Annotated in this window: 17 protein-coding genes; 5 read left to right on the top strand and 12 right to left on the bottom strand. The window is 58.7% G+C overall.

All coding sequences use genetic code 11. From position 1 onward, the window contains the following. Window positions 1–14: 14 nt before the first annotated feature. From F5897_RS05335 to sp36, 7 genes are all read right to left on the bottom strand, one after another. Window positions 15–320, bottom strand: coding sequence for a helicase (locus tag F5897_RS05335; RefSeq protein ID WP_124825139.1), 306 nt, complete (start codon window positions 318–320; stop codon window positions 15–17). A 59-nt stretch (window positions 321–379) separates the two neighbouring features. After that, window positions 380–769, bottom strand: a complete 390-nt coding sequence (locus F5897_RS05330; RefSeq protein ID WP_183304756.1) for a TadE family type IV pilus minor pilin — start codon at window positions 767–769, stop codon at window positions 380–382. A 13-nt stretch (window positions 770–782) separates the two neighbouring features. Further along, window positions 783–1004, bottom strand: coding sequence for a DUF4244 domain-containing protein (locus tag F5897_RS05325; protein WP_124825172.1), 222 nt, complete (start codon window positions 1002–1004; stop codon window positions 783–785). A gap of 116 nt (window positions 1005–1120) precedes the next feature. After that, window positions 1121–2044 (bottom strand): hypothetical protein, encoded by a 924-nt coding sequence (locus F5897_RS05320; RefSeq protein ID WP_183304755.1) that lies wholly within the window; start codon window positions 2042–2044, stop codon window positions 1121–1123. A gap of 25 nt (window positions 2045–2069) precedes the next feature. After that, on the bottom strand, window positions 2070–3191 hold the full coding sequence (locus tag F5897_RS05315) for a TadA family conjugal transfer-associated ATPase (RefSeq protein WP_183304754.1): 1122 nt from the start codon (window positions 3189–3191) through the stop codon (window positions 2070–2072). 189 nt (window positions 3192–3380) lie between these two features. Continuing rightward, complete coding sequence (locus tag F5897_RS05310; RefSeq protein WP_124825142.1) at window positions 3381–3866, bottom strand: RidA family protein; 486 nt, start codon at window positions 3864–3866, stop codon at window positions 3381–3383. After that, entirely contained in the window at window positions 3866–4057 is a 192-nt protein-coding gene (gene sp36, locus F5897_RS05305; protein ID WP_233574389.1) for a Sp36 family protein, read from the bottom strand. The genes F5897_RS05310 and sp36 overlap by 1 nt, the downstream gene beginning before the upstream one ends. A gap of 75 nt (window positions 4058–4132) precedes the next feature. On the opposite strand from sp36, the gene F5897_RS05300 reads away from it, so the two are divergent. Beyond that, the gene (locus F5897_RS05300) at window positions 4133–6715 is read left to right on the top strand and encodes a transglycosylase domain-containing protein (RefSeq protein ID WP_221221306.1); all 2583 of its coding nucleotides are present in this window, start codon (window positions 4133–4135) and stop codon (window positions 6713–6715) included. A 64-nt stretch (window positions 6716–6779) separates the two neighbouring features. After that, complete coding sequence (locus F5897_RS05295) at window positions 6780–7721, top strand: metallophosphoesterase (protein WP_183304753.1); 942 nt, start codon at window positions 6780–6782, stop codon at window positions 7719–7721. Window positions 7722–7852: 131 nt separating this feature from the next. On the opposite strand, the gene F5897_RS05290 is transcribed toward F5897_RS05295, so the two are convergent. The 4 genes from F5897_RS05290 to F5897_RS05275 all read right to left on the bottom strand — a co-directional run bounded on the left by F5897_RS05290 (window position 7853) and on the right by F5897_RS05275 (window position 13520). After that, window positions 7853–8896 (bottom strand): aspartate-semialdehyde dehydrogenase, encoded by a 1044-nt coding sequence (locus F5897_RS05290; RefSeq protein WP_183304768.1) that lies wholly within the window; start codon window positions 8894–8896, stop codon window positions 7853–7855. A 68-nt stretch (window positions 8897–8964) separates the two neighbouring features. Beyond that, a complete protein-coding gene (locus tag F5897_RS05285; RefSeq protein ID WP_183304752.1) occupies window positions 8965–10239 on the bottom strand; it encodes an aspartate kinase in 1275 nt (424 codons plus the stop codon). Between the two features lie 66 nt (window positions 10240–10305). Beyond that, window positions 10306–10911 (bottom strand): recombination mediator RecR, encoded by a 606-nt coding sequence (gene recR / locus F5897_RS05280; protein ID WP_183304751.1) that lies wholly within the window; start codon window positions 10909–10911, stop codon window positions 10306–10308. After that, window positions 10911–13520: a DNA polymerase III subunit gamma and tau gene (locus F5897_RS05275; RefSeq protein WP_183304750.1), complete on the bottom strand. Its 2610-nt coding sequence runs from the start codon at window positions 13518–13520 to the stop codon at window positions 10911–10913. The genes recR and F5897_RS05275 overlap by 1 nt, the downstream gene beginning before the upstream one ends. Window positions 13521–13606: 86 nt before the next feature. Here F5897_RS05275 and pta point away from each other — a divergent pair, with 86 nt between their 5' ends. Genes pta through F5897_RS05260 form a run of 3 tightly spaced genes read left to right on the top strand, consistent with a single transcriptional unit; the run spans window position 13607 to window position 17819 of the window. Then, window positions 13607–15718 (top strand): phosphate acetyltransferase, encoded by a 2112-nt coding sequence (gene pta, locus F5897_RS05270; protein WP_183304749.1) that lies wholly within the window; start codon window positions 13607–13609, stop codon window positions 15716–15718. A gap of 2 nt (window positions 15719–15720) precedes the next feature. Continuing rightward, a complete protein-coding gene (locus F5897_RS05265; protein ID WP_183304748.1) occupies window positions 15721–16911 on the top strand; it encodes an acetate/propionate family kinase in 1191 nt (396 codons plus the stop codon). Window positions 16912–16916: 5 nt separating this feature from the next. Next, window positions 16917–17819 carry a DUF808 domain-containing protein gene (locus F5897_RS05260; RefSeq protein WP_183304747.1) on the top strand — a complete coding sequence of 301 codons (903 nt, stop codon included), beginning with the start codon at window positions 16917–16919 and terminating at the stop codon, window positions 17817–17819. A 102-nt stretch (window positions 17820–17921) separates the two neighbouring features. On the opposite strand, the gene F5897_RS05255 is transcribed toward F5897_RS05260, so the two are convergent. Continuing rightward, window positions 17922–18314 (bottom strand): hypothetical protein, encoded by a 393-nt coding sequence (locus F5897_RS05255; protein WP_183304746.1) that lies wholly within the window; start codon window positions 18312–18314, stop codon window positions 17922–17924.

Below are 18314 nucleotides of genomic sequence, written 5' to 3'. Positions count from 1 at the left end.
GGGTGTGGATCAGCCTACCCGGCAGCCGCCACAGCCTGTACTCGATAATGCCCGAAGCCCGCCCCGACGCGCACCACCGCCCGCCAGCCATCTACCGTGCACTGCAGCAGCTCAGTGTAATGCGCGGCAGCTACCGCTTGCGCCGCAGCGCAGGGGTTGCTCGCGGAATTATAGAACGCGGTGTCGGCGGCGGCCAAGGCGGCGTTATCTGCGGCGGCGGCAACTCGGGTTTGTGTAGCCGCGAGCGCCGCGCCCGCCAAAACCCCGGTTGCAGTTACCGTAACGGCTGCGATGATGCCCACAGCGAGAGGCGCACTCATGCTCGGTTTTCCTTTCTGCTAACTGTTTTTGTGCTGATTGCCGCTGCAGCGATCTCGCGTCACTGCAGCGTGTTTAGCAGCAGCGCGCAACTGTGGCCCCGCACCTGCACTAGCTGCCCGATTCCAACACTGCCTCGCTGCGCTACCGTCACACACAGCATCCCGTTACTGGTTGCCCTGCTGATGCTGAAATCTGCTGGCAAACCTGCGATATAGGTGCTTGCCGCACCGTCATCTTCACGGGCCTCCAGCCGCGCGATTTCGGCAGCTGCCGCGGTGACGCTTATCTGTTTGGCACCCGTCGCAATCCCGGTAATCAAAACAGCGAACACCAGGAGCACGGCGGGCAGCACCAACGCAAACTCGGCGGTGATACTGCCTCGCTCGTCTCCTGCCGCAGCGGCGAAACGCTCCCGCCAGATTCTGCTCCGGTTACGTTTTTCTGTCACTGCGCGTTGCTTTCTATCCGGCGCTGTTCAAGGCGTTTTGCACCAGCTGTGTCAGCATCGCCTGCACTTCACCGCTGCGCATTATGACCACCAGCAACCCGGCAAAAGCCACCGCCGCCATAATCAAAATCGCGTATTCTGCCGTCACCGCGCCGGTTTCATCGTGCCGCGCCTGAGCAAGCTGGGCTCGCCACAGTCTTATCCGCCGCCACCGCGGCTGCGGCCGTGGAACCATAGCTTCACTGTTTACCACCGGTCGCAGCGCCGGCGCATTATTTGCTGTTTCAAATGACATGTTTTCTTTCCTTTCTTTCTCCAACTGTTGATCTGTGTAAAAATCTCACTGTCTCGCTACAACCCCGTAAACATCGAAATCACCACCGGAATCACGCCCAAAATCACAAAAGCAGGCAGAATACAGATACCCAGCGGCAGCAGCACCCGCGTCCCCAATTTTTCTGCGCTGGCTTCTAAGCTCTCTGCTGCAATGCGTCTTTTACGGGCAGCGGTTTCAAGCAGCAACTGAGTCATCCCGGCACCAGTCGTAGCTAGCAACTGTGTTGCTTGCCCAGCGTCACCCTTGGCAGCAAGCTCATCAGTGCTCAGCCACTGACATCTGGCGTTTGAAATCTCGTCAGCAACCAAGCGGGCCGCCCGCTGCAGCGGCAACCCGCCGCGCAACGCCAACACCAGCAGTTCACACTCGAACCCAATCAGCTGTTCGGCTGATTCAGCAGCGGCAACTAGTTTACGAATCCACAACGTTCCAATCACCAAGAAAAAACCACCCGTAATAAGGAACAGTGGCCCCAGTTGCCCGAGCAGCACCGCCGTCGGATTAAACCCGATCAGGTGCCCGAGCCCGATTGCCAAAAGCGGCAGCAAAGCAATCATGGTGACACTGGTTTTCGGTCCGGCCAGCAATACTCTCCGACGTTTACGCAACAGCAATAACTCGTTCAGCGCAGTCGCCAAGCTATCACAGCCCCAAGCCAACGGCGCTCCCGCATACTGCGCAACCGCTTGCATCGCTTGCACTGTCGCCCAAATTTGTCGTTCCGGTGTCGCGACCTGCTGCACGCATGTGGCACAGGAGACGCTGCTGCTGTCACAGGAGCAGTTTATGTCATTGTGAATCACTCGCCCCAGCCCTTCTGCCTGCAACAGCGGCTCTATCCGGGCGGCACCCAGGCCGCTGCGCAACAGCACCGCTTGCCGGCTGAGTCGCTGCCGCACTCGTTCAAGCTCGTGCTCTAGCCGCTGTTGCTTAGTCACCCGGCGGCATTTTCTGATGCGCATATCACAGCTCCCCAATCTCCAGGGTGCCGGCAGCGCTCAGCTGAGGACGCCCCAGCTGCGTCAGCCGATACTGGTTTTCGTGGCGCGCCAGCTGCACCACCACGTGCACCGCAGAGACAAACTGCTTCGCTATCGCAACGCTGCTCAAACCCGCCAAAGCTCCCAGCGCTTCAATCCGTGCCGGCACATCACGCAGAGAGGATGCGTGGATTGTGCCCGCGCCGCCATTGTGACCAGTGTTAAGGGCGGTCAGTAGGGTCGCCAACTCAGCACCGCGACACTCTCCCAGCACCAGTCGATCAGGGCGCATTCGAAGCGCCTGCTGTAACAGGTCTTGTAGCGTCACTTCGCCGTTAGATTCACTGTTTGCGGCGCGGGTTTCTAGTCCCACGTGATGAGGGTGACTCAGCCGCAGCTCTGCAACGTCTTCGATTGTGATGATGCGCTGCGTGTGATCTACCGTGTTTAGCAGTGCCCGCAGCAGCGTGGTTTTCCCAGTGCCGGTGCCACCGCTGATTAGCAGGTTGTGGCGGCTCTCCATGGCCTCTTGCAAAAAAACCGCGATTTCTGGGGTGCACAACCCAGCTTCCACTAGCTCAGCAAAACTTAAATCCTGCTTTGCCGGCACCCGAATGGAGATCGCGGTTCCGGTGACCGCCACCGGTTCCAGCACCGCGTGCACACGTATTCCAGAGCCAATTTGAGTATCGGCGGCGGGGTGCAGCTCATCAAGCTGGCGCCCCCCGACCGCGAGCAGCTGCACGGCCATGCCACGCAACTGTTGTGGCGCAAGCTGCGGCATCAGCTGCGGCGCGGTAATTTTTTCTAGCCCGCCGCCGGTGTCAACCCAGATTTCGACGGCAACGCCGCGCTGCTGCACGAGCAGATCCCGCAGCCCAGGCAGGTTCAGGTATGGCAACAGCGGCGCGCAGGCCCGCTGTTCTTCCAGCGTCAGGGTGTCTGAGAGCCGTTGCTGGGACCCTGCCATAGCTCCGCCTAGTGGCCGCACCGCACCACCTGGCCCCACAAGGTCACCATCAAGTAGCGCAGCAGAACCGTAACCGGCCGCCGTGGCAGCGTGCCGCGGGCGACTCGGACGCGAAGGGAGCTGAAAAACTTTCATACCTGAATTTCAGCAGTTTGAGGTCTGCGCTGTAACCACGACAGTTTTAAATGTGGAAAAGCCCCGCCACGAGCGTTTCCCACTTACCTGTGGGAAACAATATGGCGGGGCTGATCCTCAACAGCTTAATGCCCTATCGTATGCATGGTAACAGCTTGATCAGCGACGAACACCGTCGCGGTTGGAGTTTTAATCCGGTGTCACTTCGAACATGAACTCGATTTCAACCGGGGCGTTCAGCGGCAGCGCCGCCACGCCGACGGCGGAGCGCACATGAATACCGGCATCTCCAAAAATCTCGCCGAACAGCAGCGAAGCGCCGTTAGCAACGAGTGCCTGATCGGTAAAATCCGGGTGGGAGTTCACAAAAACCGTAACTTTAGCCACACGCTTGATGCGATCTAGACTGCCGAGCACTCCGCGCGCCGCAGCCAAGCCGTTAAGCGCGCAGATTTCTGCAAGTTTAGTGGCTTCTGCCACAGAAACATAGCCGTGGCCCTGCTCCGCTGCCGCGACCTGACCGGTCTGCGGCAATTTCCCTGCAACCATTGGCAGCTGGCCGCTGGTGTAAACGAAGTTCCCCAGCTGAGTAGCTGGCACATATGCCGCAACCGGAGCCGCGATTTCCGGCAAAGTGTAGCCGAGGCTCGCCATCCGCTCTTCAATAACTGACACTATTTTGCCTTCCTCTTAAGATAAGCCACGTTGCCGCCTGCAGGACCTGCAATAATCTGCACCAGTTCCCAGCCCTGGGCACCCCAGTTGTTTAGAATCTGTGCTTCGCTATGTAGCAGCAGCGGAGTTACGAAGTATTCCCATTTTGGCTGCGGCTGTTCCTGCACCTGCTGCTCACCGGTTTCTGTCACAATATTTTCCTCTGTTTTAAGCTTAAAAGCGCAAAAGCGCTAAGTTTCTCAGCAAAATCGCCTAGGCTATATTCTATGACCGAAGATAGCAAAAAGTCACCAAGTAATGTGCGTGGGTTCCGCCGCCGCAGCCCGGGTGGAGCTGTTGGCGCGCTGCTCGGCGCTGCTGCCATGAGTGTTATCGGCGGCGTGCTGTTAACCGCCGCTGTTACTCCCGTTGTGGCGCTGACCGCTGCCGCAACCAGCACTACTATCAGCATTTTTGAGAATCTTCCTGACCATATCAACCCCGGCAAGCTGTCGCAGCCCTCCACCATTTGGGCTAAGCGCGGCGATGAAGAAGTGCTGCTGGCGCGTTTTTATGCACAGAATCGCCAGATGGTCGGCTGGGATGATATTTCGCAGCACGTTAAAGACGCCGCGGTTTCGGAGGAAGATCCGCGGTTCTACACCCACGGCGGAATTGACGTGCTTGCTGCGGGCCGTGCGGTACTGCAGAACGTGACCGGCAGCGGCCGCTCTGGCGCATCCACCATCACCATGCAGTATGTGCGTAACGTACTGATTCAAGAAGCGGAAATGATTCCGAATGAGAAAGAGCGCGAAAAGGCCTACAACGACGCTATCCGCCAAGATCTTGACCGCAAACTGAAAGAGATGCGCCTGGCGATTTCGGTGGAAAAGAGTTACTCCAAGAACGACATCCTGCTGGGGTATCTGAACATTGCCAACTACGGCGGCCAGATTTACGGCATCGAGTCCGCGGCGAAGGCTTACTACTCTAAATCCGCTAAAGACCTCAGCATCGCTGAAGCTGCCAGCCTCGTCAGCATCGTGAACCTGCCAAGCGAGCTGCATCTGGCAAACCCTGACAACATCGCCGCAAACCAGGAGCGGCGCGACAAGATCATTGGCTCGATGCTGCGCGAGGGTAAAATTACTCAGGCAGAACATGATGAGGCAATCGCGACTCCGGTGGAGCCACACCTGTCTGAAACTCCAACCGGTTGCACCATTGCGGATCAGCACTACGGCCTTGGCCACCTGTGCGATTATGCGACTAAGTACCTGCAGCAAGACAAACTGTTTGGCGCCACCCCAGAGGAGCGCTGGTTTAACTTCCAAAACGGTGGCTTAAAGATTGTCACCACTGCCGATCTTGATTTGCAGCAGGCTGCGTTTGAATCAACCCGGGCGCATGCTCCGGCACAGCACCCAGGCATTGACTACGGCACCGCCGCGGTGACCATTGAAAACCGCACCGGGCGGGTCTTAGCGATGATTCAAAACCGCCCCTTCAGCGATGACCCAAACGTCACTGAAAACAACAAAGACTACACCGCTATCAACTACAGCACTGACAACGAGTACGGCGGCTCTTCCGGCTTCCAGTACGGTTCGGTGATGAAGAGCTTCACTCTCGCAGAGTGGGTGCGTGCGGGGCACAGCGTTAACGAGGTTGTTGATTACTCACCGGGCACGGTGTCTGAGAGCAGCTTCACGGGCTCCTGCTTCCCTGACGGGGTTTACGGTTACGGCTCCTTCACCTTTAAGAACTGGAACGGCGCCCGTGGCCGCGGCACGGTGCTGTACTCTACTGACCAGTCGCTTAACGGTGGCTATGTCAGCATGGCGAAGAAGCTTGACCTGTGCAACATTTTTAAACTTGCTGAGGACATGGGCCTGAAGCGCGCCACCGAAAACGCTGCCGGTAACCGCAAGCTCGCGGTTGTGCCGTCGGGTGTTTACAACGGTAACGACGAGGTATCGCCGCTGACGCTGGCCTCTGCGATGGCTGGCTTTAGCAGCGAAGGCACAGTGTGCACCCCGGTGCCGATTGATTCCATCACCGACTCCGAGGGCAAGAACGTCGAGTTCGCGAAGTCTAAGTGTAAAGAAGCGATTCAGCCTGATGTTGCCAACAGTGTCGCTTACGCGCTGCAACACAACGTCACGAGCGGTTTGAGTTCTTCTGGTCGCTCCCGTATCGGGGTGCCGCACATGGCAAAAACCGGTACCACTGACGACAGCGTTGATGAGTGGTGGGCTGGCGGATCAACCAAAGTCACTACGGTTTCATGGAACGGTAACGTCAACGGGAAGGTTAACCTGTACAGCGTGGGGCGCAGCGGCGCTGGCCGTCTCATCTGGATTGCGATGATGAACGCGGCAGACGAGAAGTATGGCGGCGATGCGTTCCCGACTCCAAATCCGAACGCGCTGCAAAACAACCAGCAGACAGTTCCTGATGTTTCTGGGCGCAGCGTCACTGAGGCCACTCAGATTTTGACGGCTGCAGGTTTCCAGGTGCGTACAGGCGAGGAAGTTGATTCAACGCAGCCGAAGGGCAGCGTTGCCGGAACAGACCCGGGTGCCGGCTCTCCTGCGAGCAGCGGTGACACGGTGACGCTGAAGATTTCTAACGGTAATGCTCCTGCGAGCGATGATGATGACGGCGTGCCGCTACCTGACGGCCTCGTCGGGTCAACCGCGCAGAACGCAGCCAACACTCTCGGCGCGGCCGGCTTCAACAGTATCTTTATGCGGTGCGAGACCGGGGCTTCACCGAACGCCAGCATGCAGGTTGTGGATGTTGATCCGAAGCCTGGCAGCAGAGCGAAACCGACCGACCGGATTACTCTCAAGCTCAAATGTTAGAGTGATTGCACAGGGGGCGCAGCGCCAGCTGCTCCCCCTGTTTTATTTGAGGAGCTAGAGCATTATGAACAATTCGCAAAAACTGTTTACCGCCGCTGTCGGGGCTGCCGCCGCGTGCGCTACTTGGGCGGTTGGAGTGGAACGCTATCTTTTCACCGTGCGCCGTGCCCAATTGCCGGTTTTGCAGCCGGGCGCGAAGCCGCTGCGCGTGTTGCAGCTGAGCGATTTGCACCTGGCTCCGTGGCAGCAGCGCAAAATCGCGTGGGTGCAGTCGCTTGCGCAGTTGGCTCCTGACTTGGTGGTGCTGACCGGCGACCAGCTTGGTCACAAAGAGGCTATCGATCCACTGTTAAACGCGCTGCAGCCGCTCGCCGCTACGGGAGCAAAAATGTGTTTTGTGCACGGCTCCAACGACTATTACTCTCCCATCGCCAAGAACCCGATGCGCTACCTCAAAGAGCCGTCACGGCTGGCGACTCGGGTGCCTGATCTTGACAATGAGCTGCTCACGCGGCGCTTCAACACAGAATTGGGTGCGGTGGATCTCAACAACCGGGTGCACAGCATGACGGTCAGTGACAGCGAGCTGTTATTTTTGGGACTGAATGATCCGCACATCGGATATCACGACCACGCAGCGGTAGCTACCGCACTGCAGCAGTTGGAGGCCGCCGAGCAGCTCAACCCGGAGCAGGTCCGTGTGGGTGTGGTGCACGCACCATACACCAAGTCACTTGATTTTCTGACCGATAACGGCTGTGAACTATTGCTTGCGGGACACACGCACGGCGGACAGCTGCGCGTTCCCGGGGTGGGTGCGCTCACTTCTAACAGTGATTTACCACCGCAGCAGGCACGCGGCCTATCGGCCTGGTACACCGCAGAGAACACAGCTTTCTTGCACGTCAGTGCGGGCCTTGGCACCTCTATCTATGCCCCGGTGCGATTCTGCTGCCGCCCAGAGGCTACGCTGCTGACGCTGCACGCGGTAGACAGCCAGCTTTAACAGCGCTTGCTACGCGGGGCCCCCCAGGCAGCGATAACACTGCGCTCGGTCCCATTCCGCGGGGTGTCCACAAGCGCTCTTTAGCGCTGTGCTGCGACCAGGCAGCACTCAGCTTGCGCGCAATCGCGCGGTTAGCGCTGCGCTGCAACCAGCTCCGCGAGCTGCACCGCGTTCAGCGCTGCCCCTTTGCGGAGGTTGTCATTAGCGATGAAGAACACCAGACCGCGGCCGCCTGGCACGCTTTGGTCTTGGCGGATCCGCCCCACCAGGGTTGGGTCCACCCCGGCTGCGTCACGCGGCGTTGGCACTTCCATCAGCTCCACTCCCGGAGCCTGCTGCAGCACAGCCGCGGCTGCTTCTGGAGTAATCGGGTTAGCGAACTCGGCGTGAATCACCAGCGAGTGCCCCGTAAACACCGGCACCCGCACACAGGTTCCTGCCACCAAAAGCTCCGGCAGCTCCAGAATTTTACGGCTTTCGTTACGCAGCTTTTGTTCTTCATCGGTTTCTCCGTCGCTCGCCAAAGCTCCCGCAAACGGCACTGCGTTTGCTGCGATTGGTTTCACGTAAACCTGCGGCTCCGGGGCGTTTACTGCCATCCCGTGATAAACCAGCTCAGTTGCTTTGCCGCTGTCAAGCAGTGCCGCAGTTTGCGCTTCAAGCTCCGCAACTCCCGCGAGACCGGAGCCGCTGGTCGCCTGGTAGGTGGCAATTTTCAGCCGCTCAAGCCCTGCTTTTTGGTGCAGCGGCTGCAGCACCGGCATTGCTGCCATGGTGGTGCAGTTCGGGTTTGCGATAATCCCTTTTACTGCTTGCTGCAGCGCGTGAGGGTTCACTTCGCTCACCACCAGCGGCACTTCTGGGTCTAGCCGCCAGGCACTGGAGTTGTCAATAACCACGGCTCCCGCCGCGGCAAACTTCGGGGCGTACTCTTTGGAGGCTGATCCACCCGCAGAAAACAGGGCAATATCGATGCCGCTGTAATCTGCGGTTGCGACGTCTTCAACAACCACTTTTGCGCCGCGGAATTCTAGCTCTTGCCCTGCAGAGCGCGCGCTTGAGAAGAACCGCACGCGAGTCACCGGGATGTCACTTTCTGCCAACAGGCTGCGCATCACTCCGCCAACCTGACCGGTGGCGCCTACTACCGCAACGCAAAGTTCTTGTGCCAAAATATGCTCCTCTAAAAAATGTCTAAGGTGTCGCTCACGCGATCTTTACCACTGCGTCCTGCCGCAGCTGTTTAGCGGCCGGTGCCGGCGTAAACCACGGCTTCGTCTGCGCCGTCGAGCTCGAAGGCGGTGTGCAGCACCTGCTGTGCTTTTGCTACCATGTCGGCGCGGGTCACAACAGAGATGCGGATTTCACTGGTTGAGATCATTTCGATGTTGATTCCAGCTTCAAACAGTGCTTTGAAGAGTTTCGTGGCCACGCCCGCATTAGTGCGCATCCCAGCGCCAACGACCGCGATTTTTGCGATTTGGTCGTCAAACTGCAGCGACTCGTAGCCGATTGCGCTCTCTGCTGCGCGCAGCGCGGTGACCACGGCTGGACCGTCTTGCATCGGCACGGTGAAGCTGATGTCGGTGCGTTTGGTGTCGTTTGCTGACACGTTTTGCACGATCATATCCACGTTAACGTTGGTGGCGCCCACAATTTCAAAGATTTGCGCGGCACGGCCCGGGGCGTCGGGCACGCCCACAACCGTGATTTTAGCGTCGTTCTGGTCTACTGCGATGCCGGTAACGATTGACTCTTCCACGGTTGCTCCTTCTGGGTATCCTTTTTCTGGATCAAAAACTAGTGTGCCTTGCTGGTTGCTGAACGAGGATCGCACGTGAATGGTAACCCCGTGGCGGCGCGCAAACTCTACCGCGCGCAGGTGCAGCACTTTGGCGCCGGCCGCGGCAAGCTCCAGCATTTCTTCACTGGTGATGGAGTTGATTTTGCGAGCCAGCGGCACCTGCCGCGGATCTGCGGTGAAGACTCCGTCAACATCGGTGTAGATTTCGCACACGTCTGCGTGCAAAACCGCGGCGAGCGCAACCGCGGTGGTGTCTGATCCACCCCGCCCTAAAGTGGTGACGTCACCGGTTGCGGTTGTGCCTTGAAACCCGGCAACAATCACAATTGCGTCGTTGTCTAGCGCTTCGCGCACTCGGTCTGCGCTGATGCGCTGAATTTTAGCGGAGCCGTGTTTTTCGTCGGTTACGATACCGACTTGCTCACCGGTATAGGAAACCGCGTCTGAGCCCATGCTCTTAATCGCCATTGCCAGCAGCGCCATAGAGATTCGCTCGCCGGCGGTCAGCAGCATGTCTAATTCGCGTGGATCCTGCAGCGGTGTGATTTCGTTGGCGAGGTCTTGCAGCTCGTCTGTGGTATCTCCCATTGCGCTGACGACCACTACCACATGGTTGCCGGCGCGGCTGGTTTCGACGATGCGTTTGGCAACTCGTTTAATGCTGTTGGCGTCCGCTACTGACGAACCGCCGTATTTTTGCACTATCAGAGCCATTGGCTTCCCTATCTAAAATCTGTGTTTATCTTTTAATAATATCTTGCTCAGCGACGGCGTAAAGCGCTAATTTCCGCCGCCGATTTGGGTGCGTCCTTCAAAAGCGCGCCCCAGGGTGACCTCGTCTGCGAACTCCAGGTCACCGCCCACCGGCAGGCCACTGGCGAGGCGCGAGATTCGCACTCCGATGGCGGTCAGCATCCGGGTGAGGTAGGCTGCGGTTGCTTCGCCCTCGACGTTCGGGTCGGTGGCGATAATCACCTCTTGCACTGTAGTGTCTGCAACGCGACTGAGCAGCTGGGAAATGTTGAGATCATCAGGGCCGACACCGTCGATTGGGCTGATGGCGCCGCCCAGCACATGGTATAGCCCTTTGAATTGCCGCGTGCGCTCGATGGCGACCACGTCTTTGGGCTCCTCAACCACGCAAATCAGGGAGCGATCGCGGCGATCATCGGTGCAGATCGCGCATTTTTCGGCTTCGGCGACGTTGGCGCACACTTCGCAGAATTTCACACGCTCGCGCACCTCAGCGAGCAGTTCAGCAAGGCGGCTGGGGTCGTAGTTTTGGGTTTGCACCACGTGGAAGGTGATGCGCTGGGCAGACTTTGGGCCGATGCCAGGCAGCCTGCCAAACTCATCGATTAGCTCCTGCACAATTGCGGTATACACTAGCGTTCACCAATCAGTCGCGGGTTAAAAACCTGGCGCACCACCGATTCGCCGACGCGCTCGATGTCTGCGAGCTGCGGCGCTGTATCCGGCGCTGTTTCGGAGCTGCCTGCCGCTGGTGTTGCTGCCGCGCTGTCTGCAGCGGGCGTGGCAGGCGCAGCACTTACTGTTTCGGGCGCAACATGCCCAGTGGTGGGCAGTTCAGGCACGACAGGCGCAGCGGTTGCAGGCACCTCAGACGCGGCAGGCGCAGCGGTTGTAGGCATAGCAGGTTCAGGCTGCACGGCAGCGGGCTGCGGCAGCACCGGTTTCGGAGCCTGCGGCACTGCCCACGCTGATGTGGGCAGGGTGGATCCCGGCGGTGCCGCGTCAACAGCAGCCGGCGCGGGTGGTGCAGTCGGCGTAGCCGGCGCCGCAGGCTCTGACTGAGCTGCCGCAGGCTGCCCACCTGGCTGTGGCTGTTCGTTGCTCGTGACTCGCCGTGGCTTGTATCCGAGGGTCACTCCGAGGGCGCCGAAAAGCACCTCCCGCAGCGGAGTTGCGCCGTGCTGCTTAAAGTTTTCCAGATCAGCTTTAGTACGCAAACCGATAATGAAGTTACCGCCGGTGATTTGCAGCGGAGTGATGCGTTGCACAGCGCTAAACACCATCGGGTCTGCTGTTTCCAGCTCCTCTAGAATTTCTTGCCACAGCTCGGCAAGTGCGGCGCCGTGCAGTTCAATCTCGCTATTTTCAGATGCGCTCTGCTTTGCGGGCGCAGGTTCCGGGGCAGCCGGAGCTACTGCGGGCTCGAACGCAGCTGGCACCGCGGCGGCACTGACAGCTGGTGCAGTCGCTGCGGGCTCAGGCGCCGACGCAGCAACTGGCTCTGAAACAGTCTGAGACTCTTCCTGCTGCGGGGTCACCGAGACCACGGTGAAGCCACCCTGCGGCGCTGTGACAGCGGCAGGCGTGGCAGGATCGGGAACTGCCACGGGCGCAGCGGTCGCAGCCGCGGCTATTTGCGGCGCCGCTGCCGGCTCTGGTGTCGGAGCCGGGCCTGGTGTTGGCTCTTCAAGGAAAGCAGTTGATGGTGGCTGGGAAGCGATCCGGTCCATTTCTTTCTGCAAGAAAGCTCGGGCACCTGCCAAAGCTGCTGCTGCGTTCAGCCCTGTCCCGGTTTCCCCGCTTTGCGGCGGCAGGGCCTGCGATGCTTCTTGCAGCGGCGCTGCCGCCTGCGCAGCTGCATCATGCTGCGGCGCGCTCTGAGTTTGCGGCGCACTCTGAGTTTGCGGCGCGCTCTGGACTGGCGCGATGGTCTGCGCGGCAGCTGGCGCGGTCACTGGCGGAGTCGGCGGCGGGGTCGCTGGCGTAACTGGCTGCACGGGATTCTGCGTGGCAGCGGCCAAGGGCTGCTGCTGCGCTGCAGTTGGTTGGGTAGCAACACGCGGTGCTACTGCTGGGGGCTGCTGCGCACCCGCAGTTCGCTGTGCCACTGCGGGCTGCTGTGCCGCTGCGGGCTGCTGTGCGGCAACGGCGAGCGCGCGCGCCATCATCAGTTCCAACTGCAGCCGCGGTGCGGTTGCCCCGCTCATGGCGTTCAGCGCGGAGTTTACAACCTCCGCAATTGCGGTCAGCTGCGCCTGCGCAAACAGGGTGCCCTGCGCAAACAGCCGCTCCAACTCATCCTGCGGCACGCCTCGAAACACCGCTGCTGCACCGCCCGGATTAGTGGCGCTGACCACAATCAAATCCCGCAGCCGCACCAGCAAATCTTCGGTGAAGCGGCGCGGATCCTGCCCGGTCTGCACCACCCGATCAACGCTCTGAAACAGGCTTGCACCATCGCCGGCGGCGAGCGCCTGCACCACCTCGTCAATCAGCTCAGAACTGGTGTAACCGAGCAGTGCGGTGGCGCGATCCAGCGTTACAATACCGTTTTCGGAGCCGGCGATCAGCTGATCCAAAATTGACAGGGTGTCGCGTGCGGAGCCACCGCCGGCACGCACCAGCAGCGGCAGCACACCCGGCTCAGTTTGCACGCCTTCGCTGTCACACAGCTGCTGCACGTAATCAATCAGCACACCCGGAGCAATCAGCCGGAATGGATAGTGGTGAGTGCGGCTGCGGATCGTGCCGAGCACCTTCTCCGGCTCCGTGGTCGCAAAAATAAACTTCAGATACTCCGGCGGCTCCTCCACGATTTTCAGCAGCGCGTTAAAGCCCTGCGAGGTTACCATGTGGGCCTCGTCAATAATGAAAATCTTGTAGCGGTCGCGTGCTGGCGCGTAAGTGGCGCGCTCTCGTAGCTCCCGGGCGTCATCAACGCCGCCATGACTTGCGGCGTCAATTTCTACCACGTCAATCGATCCGGCACCGCCGCGGCTGAGCTCAACACAGCTCGGACACTTCCCGCAGGGGTTATCAGTCGGGCCTTCGGCGCAGTTGAGGCAGCGCGCCAACACCCGCGCAGAGGTGGTTTTTCCACAGCCGCGTGGCCCGCTAAAAAGGTATGCGTGGCCGATTTTGCCACTCCGTAACGCCGCCATCAACGGCTCAGTGACGTGCGCCTGGCCGATCATCTCAGCAAATGATTCGGGGCGGTATCTACGATAAAGAGCGGAAGCCATAAGAACAATCGTACCTGGTAAAACAGTGAATTCGCTCCGCTATTTTTCGTAGCATTTCCTCTGTTTATACCAGTAGGCTTATAGATGTGACTGCCCGAATTTACCTGACCTCTGTTGAAGGCCGCTCCGGCAAAAGTTCCGTTGCTATCGGCGTTGTTGCCGCGTTGCTGGGCGAGGCGCCGCGCGTCGGCGTGTTCCGCCCCCTGATCCGCTCACACACAGAGCGAGATCGCGTGCTGGAGATGCTGCTAACCGCGACTCGCACCGACCTCAATTACGAAGACTGTGTTGGGGTTACATATGAAGATGCGCACCAGAACCCCGACGCCGCGCTCACCGAGATTGTGCAGCGCTTTAAGCGGCTCGAAAAAATGTGTGATGTGGTGGTGATTGTCGGCAGCGACTTTACTGATGTCACCGTGCCGACCGAGCTGGCTTTTAATGCGCGGATCGCCGCCAACCTTGACGCCCCGGTGATGCTCGTGCTGGGTGGCCGGTCACACACCGAGATCGAAAGCCTGGGGCAGCTGGCGCCACGCTCCGCGGCTGATTTAGCAACGGTTGCGGAGGTCGCTAAATTCCAGCTTGCGGAAGCTCACGCGCGGCTTCTGGCGTGTGTTGTCAACCGCGCTGATCCTGAACATCTGCCCGAAATTAAGGCAGCGGTGCAGCGAGCGCTGAGCACTGATACGCCGGTGTGGGCGGTGCCAGAGAACTCTCTGCTGGTGGCGCCTTCTGTTACCGCTGTGATGGAGGCCGTCGAAGGGCGCCTAATTCGCGGCAGCACCGATTTGCTGGGCCGTGAAGTGCAGGGTTTGATTGTTGCCGGGATGACGATGGAGCATGTGCTCCCCCGCATCACCGAGGGTTATGCAGTGCTGTGCGCAGCTGACCGCTCCGAAACCCTTTTGGCGCTCACCATGGCGCATGAGGCGAGCACTTTCCCGACGCTGTCGGCGATTGTGGTTAACGGCGATTTTGAGATTTCTCCTGACGTAGAGCGGCTGCTTGACGGCATCGACTCCAGTCTGCCGATTATTCGCGTTGGTAAATCCACCTTTGAGACCGCGCAGGCGATCTCTCGCGCTCGCGGCGTGATTGAGCCGGGCGCGCGCCGCAAAATTGATACGGTTTTGGCGATGTTTAACGAGCATGTTGATATCGGCCTGTTGCGCAGCCGCCTTGCAGTTGACAAGGGCGGTGTGCGCACCCCAATCATGTTTGCCTACGAGCTGTTTGAGCGCGCAAAAGCAGCCGGCAGTCATATTGTGCTGCCGGAGGGCGATGACGACCGGATTCTGCAGGCAGCCAGCACACTGCTGGCTCGCAGTATTGCGCGCCTGACCATCCTCGGCGATCCCGCTGCGGTGCGCCAGCGCGCCAGCGAGCTGGGTCTTGATATCAGCGCTGCACAGGTGGTGGATCCACGCACCAGCGAACTGCTGCCACGGTTTGCCGAAGAATACGCCAGGCTGCGCGCCCACAAGGGTGTCAGCTACGATGATGCTCTCGATAGATTAACCGACGTCAGCTATTTCGGCACCATGATGGTGCACCTGGGCTATGCAGATGGCATGGTCTCCGGCGCAAAACACACAACCGCTCACACTATCCGGCCGAGCTTTGAAATTATCAAAACTGTGCCTGGGGTTTCGGTGGTGTCGAGTGTGTTCTTTATGGCGCTGGCTGACCGGGTTTTGGTTTACGGGGATTGCGCTGTGAACCCTGATCCAACCGCCGCCCAACTGGCTGATATCGCGATTTCCTCCGCTGACACTGCGGCGCAGTTTGGGGTGGTGCCGAAGGTTGCGATGCTGTCATACTCCACCGGTTCTTCCGGTTCTGGCGCCGATGTTGATAAAGTGCGTGAGGCAACCCGGCTGGCGCAGCAGAAACGCCCTGATCTGCTTTTGGAGGGCCCGATTCAGTACGATGCCGCGAGCGACCCCAAAACCGGCGCAAAAAAGATGCCTGGCAGCGAGGTTGCGGGGCAAGCCACAGTGTTTGTGTTCCCTGATTTGAACACCGGCAACAACACCTATAAAGCGGTGCAGCGCTCCGCCGGCGCGGTTGCTGTGGGGCCGGTTTTGCAGGGGCTTAATAAACCCGTTAATGATCTCAGCCGCGGCGCCACTGTTGTGGATATTCTCAACACGGTTGCAATCACCGCGGTGCAGGCGGGGATGGGCAAGGAGTAACAATGGCAACTATCCTGGTAATCAACAGCGGCTCGTCTTCGCTGAAGTATCAGTTGATTCGACTCACCGCTGACTCTGGCGAGCGTCTCGCCAAGGGACTGATTGAGCGGATCGGCGAAAGCGCCGCTAATATTAGTCACAGCGGCGGCGATAACAACTATCAAAAGAGCATTGCGATTGCTGATTTCAGCGCCGCGATGCGGGAGATGGAGCAGGCTTTTGCCGCAACCGGAATGCCGCTTGCGGAGCTTAATCTGACCGCGGTTGGGCACCGCGTAGTGCAGGGCGGCAGCCGCTTCACAGAACCAACCGTTATTACACCTGAGGTGGTGCAGGAGATTACCGCACTCTCCCCCTTAGCGCCGCTGCACAACCCGGGTCACGTCGCCGCGATTACCGCTGCGCTAGAAATTTTCAAGGTGCCCCATATTGCGGTTTTCGACACCGCTTTCCATCAGACGATGCCCGCTGCCGCATACACTTACGCAATTGCTGCCGATGTTGCTGAGGAGCAGCAGATTCGCCGCTACGGTTTCCACGGCACCAGCCATCAGTATGTCTCTCGGGCTGCTGCAGAGTTCTTGCAGCGACCGCTTCCCGATTTGCGCCAGATAATCCTACACCTGGGTAATGGTGCTTCTGCTTGCGCGGTTGCCGGCGGAGTTTCCATCAACACTTCTATGGGCTTAACTCCGCTTGAGGGGCTGGTCATGGGCACTCGCAGCGGCGATGTTGATCCCTCAATCATTTTTTATCTGCAACGCCAAGCAGGCATGAGCGCCGAGGCAGTAGATGAGCTGTTAAACAAGCGCTCTGGGGTTTTCGGCATCAGTGGATCAGCCGATATGCGAGATGTCACCGAGCGAGCTGCGGCGGGTGATGCTGCAGCCGAGTTAGCCCTGCAGATTTACGCGAAACGGGTGCGACACTACATCGGCGCTTACACCATCGACTTGGGTGGCTTAGACACTCTTGTGTTCACTGCCGGCGTCGGCGAAAATAATGCCCCCGCACGCGCGGCTATTTGTGCTGGGCTTGAGCCTTTCGGTATTGTTTTAGACCCGGAGCTAAATGCTTTGCCTAACACTGGGCCGCGCATCATTAGCACCGCCGCTTCTCGGGTGCAAATTCTGGTTGTGCCAACTAACGAGGAACTAGAAATAGCACGGTTGACACAGAAAGCACTAGGTTAAAACACATGGCATCAGGTTTAGCTGCTCTCCTTGACGATATCGCAGCGATTGCGAAGGCTGCGGCGGCGAGTGTCGATGATGTAGCAACCCTCGCGGGTAAGGCCACCGTGAAAGCTGCCGGCGTTGTGGTTGATGACGCGGCCGTGGCGCCGCGCTTCGTAGACGGTGTAACCCCGGCACGGGAGTTGCCAATTATCGGCAAGATCACTCTCGGTTCGCTGCGCAACAAGCTTTTGATTATTCTGCCAGCAATTTTGTTGCTGAATCACTTTTTGCCGTGGGCGCTGACTCCGCTTTTGATGCTGGGCGGTGCCTATTTGTGCTTCGAAGGCGCCGAAAAACTGTGGGAGCTGCTTTTTAAGCGGGGCCACCATGACGCGGTTGGTGCAGCAGAGCAGGATGAAAAGACCCTGGTGCGGGGCGCGATCCGCACCGATTTTATTCTGAGCGCGGAGATTATGGTTATCTCCCTAAACGAAGTCGCCGCAGAGAGGTTCTGGCAGCAGCTAGCAACCCTGGTGGTGGTTGCTCTGGGTGTCACCCTCGGTGTTTACGGCGTGGTTGCGCTGATCGTAAAAACTGACGATGTGGGGTTGCGTTTCGCGTCTCAGCCGCAGCCGGCTATGCAAAAACTGGGGCGGCTGCTGGTGCACGCGATGCCGGTGGTGCTGCAGGTAATCAGCACGGTGGGGATTTTTGCGATGCTGTGGGTCGGCGGGCATATTATGCTGAGCGGCGCTAACACTCTGGGGTGGCACGCGCCTTACGAGCTGGTGCATCATCTCAGCCACGTCACCGCCGTACCGGTTTTGATGTGGCTAATCGAGACTTTCCTCTCTCTGGTTGTTGGTGTAATCGTCGGCAGTATTCTGATGCCTGTGGGTAAACTGCTGCACAAAAAACACTAATAGCGCCGGTTGCAAAGCAGAAAGCATTTCCTGTTTTCAAACGTAAAAGTGTGGGGCTACTTAAATAGGAGTAACCCCACACTTGTTATCATTTAGGACTTGTTATCTTTTAGGTTCCAGCAATGGTTTACAGTGAGGAATCCACTTTGAAGAGGTTTCGCGAAACTCCCTGCTGTAAATTTCTTGCGATGAATAGGGCAGTGGCAGACCGGATCGAGAAATACCCAGCTTCACGATACCATTTTCGTCAGGTTCACACTGCACAACTATGGTCATAAACATGCGTCCTTCGGGGTCAAGATAATTCTTGTAATCCTCGCCGTACACCTGCTCTGTGACATCATAGATGATTACATTCTCTACACCGAGCTGTTCAATGTACCAGGATGCATCAGTTGTAATCCCTAACTGTTGCGCCGGATTAACCGGGTCGCTCCACCCCGGAACACTCAAGCCGAGTAGTAAGCCAGCAAATATAGGTATATTTCTCCACAT

Origin of the sequence: Canibacter oris (assembly GCF_014197205.1) — a bacterium.
Taxonomy (GTDB): Bacteria; Actinomycetota; Actinomycetes; order Actinomycetales; family Microbacteriaceae; genus Canibacter; species Canibacter oris.
Note: the sequence above shows the minus strand (reverse complement) of the source record. Positions and strands in the feature narration are given on the sequence as shown.

Bases quoted from the DNA above. Each gene is read 5' to 3' on its own strand.
- F5897_RS05300 (WP_221221306.1), top strand. From the start codon at position 4,133: ATGACCGAAGATAGCAAAAAGTCACCAAGTAATGTGCGTGGGTTCCGC.
- F5897_RS05315 (WP_183304754.1), bottom strand. From the start codon at position 3,191: ATGAAAGTTTTTCAGCTCCCTTCGCGTCCGAGTCGCCCGCGGCACGCT.
- F5897_RS05335 (WP_124825139.1), bottom strand. From the start codon at position 320: ATGAGTGCGCCTCTCGCTGTGGGCATCATCGCAGCCGTTACGGTAACT.
- F5897_RS05275 (WP_183304750.1), bottom strand. From the start codon at position 13,520: ATGGCTTCCGCTCTTTATCGTAGATACCGCCCCGAATCATTTGCTGAG.
- F5897_RS05265 (WP_183304748.1), top strand. From the start codon at position 15,721: ATGGCAACTATCCTGGTAATCAACAGCGGCTCGTCTTCGCTGAAGTAT.
- F5897_RS05260 (WP_183304747.1), top strand. From the start codon at position 16,917: ATGGCATCAGGTTTAGCTGCTCTCCTTGACGATATCGCAGCGATTGCG.
- F5897_RS05285 (WP_183304752.1), bottom strand. From the start codon at position 10,239: ATGGCTCTGATAGTGCAAAAATACGGCGGTTCGTCAGTAGCGGACGCC.
- F5897_RS05325 (WP_124825172.1), bottom strand. From the start codon at position 1,004: ATGGTTCCACGGCCGCAGCCGCGGTGGCGGCGGATAAGACTGTGGCGA.
- F5897_RS05295 (WP_183304753.1), top strand. From the start codon at position 6,780: ATGAACAATTCGCAAAAACTGTTTACCGCCGCTGTCGGGGCTGCCGCC.
- F5897_RS05255 (WP_183304746.1), bottom strand. From the start codon at position 18,314: ATGTGGAGAAATATACCTATATTTGCTGGCTTACTACTCGGCTTGAGT.